We start from the raw sequence: 8,848 nt of genomic DNA, 5'->3' as shown, positions 1-8,848 counted from the left end.
ACCGCCTGGTCGGTCGACGCCCTCGACCGACCAGGCGGTGGCGGCGCAATTCTCGCTCTATGTGATGGGCACGGGCGATCACATGGACGAGATCTATGGCTGCATCGACTTCCTGAAACAGTCCGGCGTGTTCGACCGTTCCAAGAACTTCTGCACCAGGCTGCGCGGCGACGCCGGCGCAGTGTTTGCCACGCTCAACGAAGCCTTCTGCCGCTTCGGATCCGGCGCGGGGCATGTGACCCTCGACATCACCATCTCGGCCAACAGCCCGACCGCGGTTTGAGCGCAAGCTCGAGCTGTCTAGGAGAGTTATCGTGGCTGTTTGGTATGACCTATTGCATGGGGGAGAGGGCCCCATATCTGACCGCCTCTCTGAAGAGGGAGCGCAGCCTTCGGCCATTGGCGAAAGCCGAGGTGAAGGCCAATCTCCCCCCTTGTGGGGGAGATGCCTGGCAAGGCAGAGGGGGGCGCTGTCCCGCCGGCATGTCAGGCGTTCGCAAGCGCAGCCTTCGTCGGATGCTATGGGGCAAGTTTCGCAGGGAGGCGTTCCTTCGCGCCCCCCTCTGTCCTGCCGGACATCTCCCCCACAAGGGGGGAGATTGGCTCTCACGGCGACCTTCGCCAAAATCGCTCCCGCCGCCCTCGCGTTTGCGTTGCTGCTCCTCGCCTGGGAGCTCTACGCCCGTCTCGGCGGCCTTGCGCCCACCGTGCTCCCCGCGCCGTCCCGCGTGCTGGCGCAGGCCTGGGAGAACCGCGCGGCACTCGCCGAAAACACGCTTCCCACCATCCGCGCCACGCTTGCCGGCTTCGCCCGCTCGCTCGCCGCCGCCTTCGTGCTTTCGGCGCTGGTCGACTTCCTGGCCCCGCTGCGCCGCGCGCTGTTTCCGCTGCTGATCGCCAGCCAGACCTTGCCGCTGGTGGCGATCGCGCCGCTGGTGGCCTTGTGGTTCGGCTTCGGCCTCTTGCCGAAGATCCTGCTGGTCGCGCTGGTCACCTTCTTCCCGAAGATGGTGGCGCTGGTCGAAGGCTATGCCGCGACAAGCGCCGAAATAAGCCAGATGCTTGCCGCCATGGGGGCAGGGCGCTCGCGCATATTCTGGCTGGCGCGGCTGCCGTCGGCGATGCCCTATTTCTTCGCCGGACTGCGCATCTCCATCACCTATGCGGTGGTGGGCGCGATCTTCGCCGAATATGCGGGCGCCGCGAAGGGGCTGGGCATCTACATGCTCAGCGCCAAGAACAACTTTCGGCCCGACCTCGTGCTTGCCGCCGTTGCCGTCAGCTCGGCGCTGACGCTGGCATTGTTCGGCCTCGCCGTCCTGGTGCAGCGCCTCGCCATGCCCTGGGAGAGGGCCGACCGCAAGGCCGAACCCTCCGGGCACCGGCCATGACCCGGCTCGAGCTTCGCGATGTGCGCAAAAACTTCGGCGCGCTCGAGGTTCTTGGCGGCGTTTCGTTCGATGTCGGCGCAGGCGAGTTCGTGTCGATCCTCGGCCCCTCCGGCGCCGGCAAGTCGACGCTGTTTCAGCTCCTCACAGGCGCGATCCGGGGCGAGGGCGAGATGCGTTTCGACGGCGCGCCGCTCGATGGCGCCCGCTTCGCCTTCATGCCGCAGCGCGACGCGCTGATGCCGTGGCGGCGCGTCATCGACAACGCCACGCTGGGGCTTGAAGTGCAGGGGATGACGCGCCGGGCCGCGCGCGAGCGCGTGGCGCCCTTGTTCGCCGAATTCGGCCTTGCCGGCTTCGAGCGCGCCTGGCCGGCCGAGCTGTCGGGCGGCATGCGCCAGCGCGCGGCGCTGCTGCGCACCGTGGTGCAGCAGCGCGACATGCTTTTGCTCGACGAGCCGTTCGGCGCGCTCGATGCGCTGACCCGGGCGGCCATGCAGCGCTGGCTCGAAGGCATGTGGCGAAGCCACCGCTGGACGGCGCTGCTGATCACCCATGACGTGCGCGAGGCGGTGCTTCTGTCCGACCGCATCTATGTGCTTTCGGCGCGGCCCGCGCGCGTGGTGCGTGAGGTGGCGGTGCCGCTGCCGCGCCCGCGTACCGAAAGCGCCGCGCTCGCCCGCGAGGCGGCCGCGATCGAGGCCGGCATCCTCGACACGCTGCTTGGTCAGCCGACCCCAATTCCCGACCATCCGATGGAGAAATGAAATGACCGACTTCACCCGCCGGCAGGCGCTGTTCCTGGCCGCCAGCCTGCCATTTGCCGGGGCCGTTACGCAGGCCCGGGCCGCCGCGCAAAAAATCACCGTCGCGCTCGACTGGACCGTCAACACCAACCACATCGGCCTGTTCGTTGCCGGCGACAAAGGCTTTTACCGCGACGCGGGGCTGGACGTCGAAATCCTGCCTTATGGCGACACCGGCTCGGGCACGCTGGTGGCCAACCGCGTTGCCGATTTCGGCATTTCGGGTTCGCTCGGCCTGTTCACGCAAAAGAGCGCCGGCGCCGACCTGAAGGCCGTCTATGCCGTCGTCCAGTCGGAAACCGGCCGCGTCGTCTTCAACGCCGACCGCGCCGCCATCAAAAGCCCGAAGAATCTCGACGGCCTGACCTATGGCGGCTTCGGCAGCGCCTGGGAGAACGCGCTGTTGCAGACCATCATCCGCCAGGACGGCGGCAAGGGCGATTTTTCCACCGTGACGCTGGGCACCTCGGCCTACGAGGCGCTGGCCAATGGCGCGGTCGATTTCACGCTGGAAGTCTCGACCTGGGAAGGCGTCGAGGCCGAGCTGAAAGGCCTCAAGCAGCGCAGCTTCCGCTACGCCGATTACGGCGTGCCGGACGAGCACACGACGCTGATCGTTTCCAGCAACGCCTTCCTCGCCACCAATCCAAAGGCCGCCGCCGCCTTCGTCCAGGCGACGCGGGCCGGCTATGCCTTCGCCGTCGACCACGCGAAGGAGGCAGGCGAGCTGCTGGTCGCCGCCAACCAGGACACGCTCACCAACACGGCGCTGATCGATGCATCGCTGAAGGCGCTCAACGACGGCCATTTCCTGAAAAGTGCGGCCGGCGCCATCGGCACCATGGACAAGGCGAAGATGGAAGCTATGGGCGGCTATCTGTTCGCCTCGGGGATATTGCTCGACGGCAACGGCAAGGCGCTGAAGGACAAGCCGGATCTGGGCGCATACTTTACGAACGAGTTTCTGGAGTAGGGGCCAAGCGCCGAAGGAACGCGGCTTTGCGCTGGCCTTTGCGGGAAATCCGGTGCGGAGCCTAATTCTCGACGATGGCGCGAAGGAGCGCGGTTTTGATGTGCCACCCAGCTTCGCCTTGCAGCAACAGGGCGGCCTCATAGAATTTCGCCATGGCCGGACACAGGCCTGGAAAGTCCTGGTTGGCGTTTGAGATAGCCTCCATCTCTGCCGGCGTGCCGCCGATTTTTGTGAAAACGTCGGCGACCAGCGACCAATCCTGATCGCTGGGCACAGCCGCCGGCAGGCGGCTTCTTTTGGCGGCGCCGTAGGCGCGGAACAGCGTGGCGCCGATCCTGTCCAGGTCAGCCAGGAAATCGTGGCCGGGTGCATTGATCGCGTCCGGCCCGTTGCGCAGGTAATTGTTGCAGGTGGCCGGCGTCTCGCGCGCCATGACATGATTGAGCATGTCGAGTTGCGCCGAAAGCACTTCCGAAGCATTGCTGTCGGGGGTCGTGGGCAGGAGCGGCGCGTATCTATGCCTGAGATCGGCGACCGCCTGCCTGCTGATATTGCGCACTTCTGTTTGGTTTCCAGCCTGGGCCGCGGCAGTGATCTTACGCAGCATCGCATCGTAGTCGTCCGGAAATTCCCGGGCGATGGCCTCGAAGATCCCGAGATTCTGCTTCCGGATCTCGGCATCGATGTCGGCGGTGGCCAGCGCCCGGGGCGGCATCGCCACAGACTGATAGTGGTGATGTCCGCCGCCGAACGTCGTTGGCATCACGTCAGCCCCAACGATGCTCACGGGGATGACCGCCACCACTTGCAACCATTTCCAAGGTGACATTCGCCGGCCCTCCCGATCCCCGTTCAATTTCCCCCGAGGGTCAGCGCCTTCTTACGGTCGGCCTTGGCGCGTTTCAAATCGCCCTTGGCTGCCCAAGCCAGGCTTCGGGCGGTGTAAGCATCTGCATATCTGGGGTAAAGCTTGATGGCTTGATTGAAGCTGGTGATTGCCCCGTCCTGGTCGCCCGCTCGCGCCCGCAGAAGGCCTCTGCCGTAGTAGCCGCCGGGGCTGTTCCGGTCGATTCGGATAGCCGTCTCAAAGTCGGCCTGGGCTTGCTTCAAGTCGCCTTTGACTACCCACAAAATTCCACGATCGACATGCACCTTGGCAACGTTCGGATCGAGTTCGATGGCCTTGCCATAGTCTGCGATCGCGCCATCGTAATCCCCGATGATCATTCGGCTGATGCCTCGACCATGAAAGTTCGAGGCATAGGTGGAATCGAACTCGATCGCCTTGCCGAAATCGTCGATGGCACGTTTGTGGTCGTTCTTGGCCGTCCAGGCGAAAGCGCGAGCGGAATAATAGCTGCTGTTTTTTGGCTCGATCGCGATCGCGCTGCCATAGTCGGTTATGGCTCGATCGTAATTGTCCTTCTGTCCCCACGCGAGACCGCGATACCCAAAAGCCTCAGCGTTGTGGGGATCGATCGCTATGGCATGGTCGAATTTTGCGATTGCAAGATCGTATTGACCCTTGTTGTACAGGGCTATGCCGCTCTTGGTGGCGTCGTCCATCGCCGCGGCGTCGGCAGTCGTTGACTTGTATGAAGCCTTCGCCGCAGCCGCATCGTCGCGCTCCTTGCGGGCATTTGTGTAGTTTGGATCGAGACGCAAGGTTTCATCGAAATCCGCGATGGCGCGGTCGTATTGCTTCTTCCTGTTCCAGCAGAATCCGCGGTTGAACCATGCTTCGGCATTCGTTGGCTTCAGTCCGATCGCCTTTGTCGAATCGGCGATGATGCCCTCGCAATCGTGTTTTACAGACAGGGCTCGACTGCGCAGCACATAAGCGTCGACATTGTTCGGTTGCAACGAAATGATGGTGGTCAGATCCGCGATGGCGCGGTCGATCTTGCCCCTCTGTCGCCAGATGAGAGAACGATTGAAATAGCTGTCGGTAGACTTGGGATCGAGCTCTATTGCCTTGTTGTGGTCGGCCAACGCCCGGTCGGAATCGCCCTTCAGCGTATAGGTGAAGCCGCGCAAGGTATGGGCGCGGGCATTGGATGGGTCGGCGGCGATCGCCATGCCGTACTGCTCAAGCGCGCGGTCGAGTTGGTTTTGACCGCGCCAGATATCGCCCGCTTCGATAGCGTCTTCCGCTGCCTTGTTCGGAAGCCGGCCGGTTGGTTGGGAGGCTGCGGCCTTGCCTTTCGCCGCCAGTGCCAGTTCGCGGCCTTCGCGGGCAACCGTCATCTTCGGATCGAGCTTCAGCGCCTGGTCGAAATCGGCGATCGCCTGGTCGTAGTCGCCCTTGGCGGCGAAGGCGCCGCCGCGCCCGAAATAGGCCTGCGCGTCATTGGCGTCGAGCTCGATCGCCCGGCTCAAATCGGCGATGGCGCGATCTGGTTGGTTCTTTTTGGTCCACGCGACGGAGCGACCGATGTAAGCGTCCGAATAGTCGGGGTAGAGCCCGATGACCTTGTTGTAGTCCTTGATCGCCGCGTCGTACTTGCCTTTGTCGACAAGCGCGATGGCCCGTCCGACATAGGGCGAGGCATCTTGCGGATCGATCGCCATCGCCTTGTTGAATTCGGCGATCGCACGATCATATTTGCCCTTGTGGTAGAACGCATAGCCGCGATCGACGAAAGCCGCGAGTTCCTTCGAGGATGGCATGATCGAATTACCGCCCATGCCGCCTTTCTGCTGCGCGGCCGTGGCCGCCTTGCGCGCGGCGGCGTAGTTTGGATTGTGCGGGTCTAGCTTGGCCGCCTGGTCGAAGTCGGCAATGGCATCGGCGTAGTTTTTGGCGTCGACCCGCGCCATGCCGCGGCCATAATAGCTGGCGGCGTCTTTCGGATCGATCTCGATCGCCGATGAAAAGGCCTCGATCGCTCGTTTCGGGTCTCCGGTGCCGTACCAGGCCGCTCCAGTACAGAAGAAGGCGCGGCTTGCTTTCGGGTCGAGCCTGATAGCTTTGATGCAATCGTCAAGCGCGCCGTCCGCGTCGCCCGCCGCGCCCTTGGCCAGACCACGGCGCGTGAGGAGCGCGGCGCCGTCGGGAATAATGGCGATGGCCTTGTCGAAATCGGCGATGGCGCGGGCAAAATCCTTCTTGCCATCAAAAGCCTTGCCTCGACCGAAATAGGCGAGCGGGCTCTCGGGGTCGATCGCGATGGCCTCTTCATAGGCCTCGATCGCTTCGTCATAGTTTTCTTCGTGCAAGAGGCTGTCGCCCTTGGCCACCGCGACCAGGACGCGGGGATCGCTGGTGTCGATAAGCTTCGCCAACTTCGGATCGGCAGGCGAAAGATCGTCACTCGCACCTGGCTCGGCCGAAGCCGCGGTGTCAGCCGGAGCGACGACGGCGTCCGCCGCCTTCGACTGCTCCAAGTCCTGCGCCTGTTCAGCTTTGTCCTCATCGCCGGCAGCCTGCTCGTCGCAGCTTCCCGATCGCGCGGGATCCAGCTCCACGGCGCGCCGGCAATCGGCCGCCGCGCCGGCCTGGTCGCCTTTGAGCGTCCTGGCGCGGCTGCGGCCGAGATAGGCGTCGGCATTCTTGGGATCGAGGCCGATTGCCCTGTCGAAATCGAGCAGCGCGCCTTCGACACCGTATTTCGCCAGGCGCGCGCCGGCGCGTTCGACCAGTATCCTGGCGGCGGCCTGATCCTGGGCAGCCTGGTCCTGTGTCGTCGCGGCCGGAGCGGTTTGCTGGCCGGCCTTGAGCGCGGCGCACGCACCGGCGCGTTGCGGGTCGAGTTCGACAGCGCGCCGGCAGTCGCTCGCGGCAAGGGTGTCATCCCCGTTTGCGGCCGCTGCCGCCGCCCTGTCGTAAACAGCGTCGGCGTTGTCGGGGTCCTCTGCGATGGCCATGCTGAAGGAATTGATCGCCCCTGCAAGGTCGCCCTGTTGCTGCAGCTCCAGCCCTCGTCTGATCTCCCCGGCAGCAAGTTTTGAACGAACTTGCCTGCCGGTGGCCTCCAACTGCTTGGTCAAAGAGGAAAGATCCGACTTGGACGCCGTTTCCGCCACAGGCACCTCGGCGTCGGCTGGCCCCGCATCGCAACTGCCAATCTTCTTCGGATCGAGCGCGATGGCCTTGCGGCAGTCGGCCGCCGCGCCGGCGCTGTCTCCTTTGCGTGATCGCATCAGCGACCGGCCGAGCCACGCCCTGGCATCGGTTGCATCGAGCGCGATCACCTTGTCGAAATCGGCAAGGGCGCGATCGTCGTTGTCCTTGCTCGCCCAGGCGACCGCTCGCGCGTAGTAGCCATCGACGTTCCCGGCGTCGAGCTCGATCGCCTTGTTGGCATCGGCGATGGCGCGCGCCCAGTCGCTCTTGCCGATCCAGGCGGCGCTGCGGTTGGCATAGGCATCGGCGCTCCTGGGATCCACGGCCAGCGCGGCGTCGTAATCGGCAATGGCGCGGTCGAACTCGTCCTTGGCGGCGTAGGCGAGGCCGCGATTGACCAGCGCAATGAAATCGGCCGGATCGATGCGGATCGCCTTGTCATATTCCGCAATCGCCTTGTCGCGTTCGCCCGTCTTGCTCCAGGCGGTGCCGAGGCCCGTATGGGCGTCACCGTTTTGCGGATCGGCCTCGATCGCCTGCTGGAAATCGAGCATGGCCGCGTCGATCTTGCCCTTGCGAAGGAAGGCCGAGCCGCGGCTGGAAAAGGCGTCGCTGGCGGACGGTTCGAGGCTGATGACGATGTTGAAGTCCGCGATCGCGCGGTCGTAATCGCCCCTGTTGGACCAGTCGGTGCCGCGGTTGAACAGCGCCGAGGTCGCCTTTGGATCGAGCGCGATCGCCTGGTTGTAATCGGCAATCGCGCCGTCCCAATCCTCCTTGTCGTCCCGGGCGGAGCCCCGATAGAAATAGGCCTTGATCCGCTGGCGCTCCGCTTGCGTATCGTCTTCGGCAATCGCCGTGCAGGCAGCGATGCGCTGATCGACCGCGGCCTGGTCGACATTCGCTTCCTTTTGGTCACTGCCCTGACCGCCGCTTTCGTCGCCGAAGCAAAGGGCATAGTCCCCGGCAAAGGCGGGCGTGGCAAGCGCGCCAAGCACCGTCACCCCCGCCAACGCCAGCCCATGTGAGAGCACGGCGACGAATATGCGCGAGACCGCGCCGGTACGGCGAGACATGGTTTGATCCTCCCCCCGGAGATGCCGCGACCGCGGCTGGCAATTCCTATATAGTTCTGTTTTTGTTCTAAAATGCAAGCATAAATTGCAGCGGGCCGCCGAAGTCGATCTCGCACCGAGGGATCCACCCTCACATATCGATTATCGACCTTCTCACCCGGCCGATGATGGTGATCGCGCCCTCCAGTTCCGGCGGCGGGATATCCAGGTAGGAAGCCGGCTGGAACGGCGGGTTGTCATTCGGGCGATAGCGTTTGTAGGTGGCCCGTCCCGTCTCGTCCGAGATCACATAGCAGCCATTGGTCACCAGCCGCTTGTCGCGCAAATTGACGAAGATGATCGAATCCGGCGGCGAGATCTTGTTCATCGACGGACCGTCGACGCGCAGCGCGATCCATTCGCCTTCCTCGAGGTCGGCGGTGGGGATGGTCGGATAGTCGGAGAGGTTGACGACGCTGTCCTGGCTGCCGAGCTCACCGGCGCTGATCCACGACACGATCGGCACGTCTATGGTGACGGGCGAGGGCATGAGATTGACC

General features: G+C 64.2%; 7 protein-coding genes. 4 read left to right on the top strand and 3 right to left on the bottom strand.

What is annotated here, in order from left to right; all coding sequences use genetic code 11:
• From EOA24_RS18145 to EOA24_RS18130, 4 genes are all read left to right on the top strand, one after another.
• Window positions 1–283 (top strand): YkoF family thiamine/hydroxymethylpyrimidine-binding protein (locus tag EOA24_RS18145; protein ID WP_189353991.1); only part of this gene is annotated, 283 nt, incomplete at its 5' end.
• Window positions 284–521: 238 nt separating this feature from the next.
• Window positions 522–1,391: an ABC transporter permease gene (locus EOA24_RS18140; protein ID WP_127409953.1), complete on the top strand. Its 870-nt coding sequence runs from the start codon at window positions 522–524 to the stop codon at window positions 1,389–1,391.
• A complete protein-coding gene (locus tag EOA24_RS18135) occupies window positions 1,388–2,155 on the top strand; it encodes an ABC transporter ATP-binding protein (RefSeq protein WP_126083389.1) in 768 nt (255 codons plus the stop codon). Before EOA24_RS18140 ends, EOA24_RS18135 begins: the two co-directional genes overlap by 4 nt.
• Window position 2,156: 1 nt before the next feature.
• Entirely contained in the window at window positions 2,157–3,167 is a 1,011-nt protein-coding gene (locus EOA24_RS18130; RefSeq protein ID WP_126083388.1) for an ABC transporter substrate-binding protein, read from the top strand.
• 61 nt (window positions 3,168–3,228) lie between these two features.
• On the opposite strand, the gene EOA24_RS18125 is transcribed toward EOA24_RS18130, so the two are convergent.
• The 3 genes from EOA24_RS18125 to EOA24_RS18115 form a co-directional block, all read right to left on the bottom strand.
• A complete protein-coding gene (locus EOA24_RS18125; protein ID WP_126083387.1) occupies window positions 3,229–3,996 on the bottom strand; it encodes a hypothetical protein in 768 nt (255 codons plus the stop codon).
• A 23-nt stretch (window positions 3,997–4,019) separates the two neighbouring features.
• The gene (locus EOA24_RS18120; RefSeq protein ID WP_127409952.1) at window positions 4,020–8,309 is read right to left on the bottom strand and encodes a tetratricopeptide repeat protein; all 4,290 of its coding nucleotides are present in this window, start codon (window positions 8,307–8,309) and stop codon (window positions 4,020–4,022) included.
• A gap of 130 nt (window positions 8,310–8,439) precedes the next feature.
• Window positions 8,440–8,848, bottom strand: a 409-nt coding sequence (locus EOA24_RS18115; protein WP_245501813.1) for a S24 family peptidase, incomplete at its 5' end; no start/stop codon positions are given.

Origin of the sequence: Mesorhizobium sp. M2A.F.Ca.ET.039.01.1.1, assembly GCF_003998035.1 — a bacterium.
In the GTDB taxonomy this organism is placed as follows: Bacteria; Pseudomonadota; Alphaproteobacteria; order Rhizobiales; family Rhizobiaceae; genus Mesorhizobium.
The sequence above is the reverse complement of the archived record's forward strand: the minus strand, read 5'-3'. Positions and strand labels throughout refer to the sequence as shown.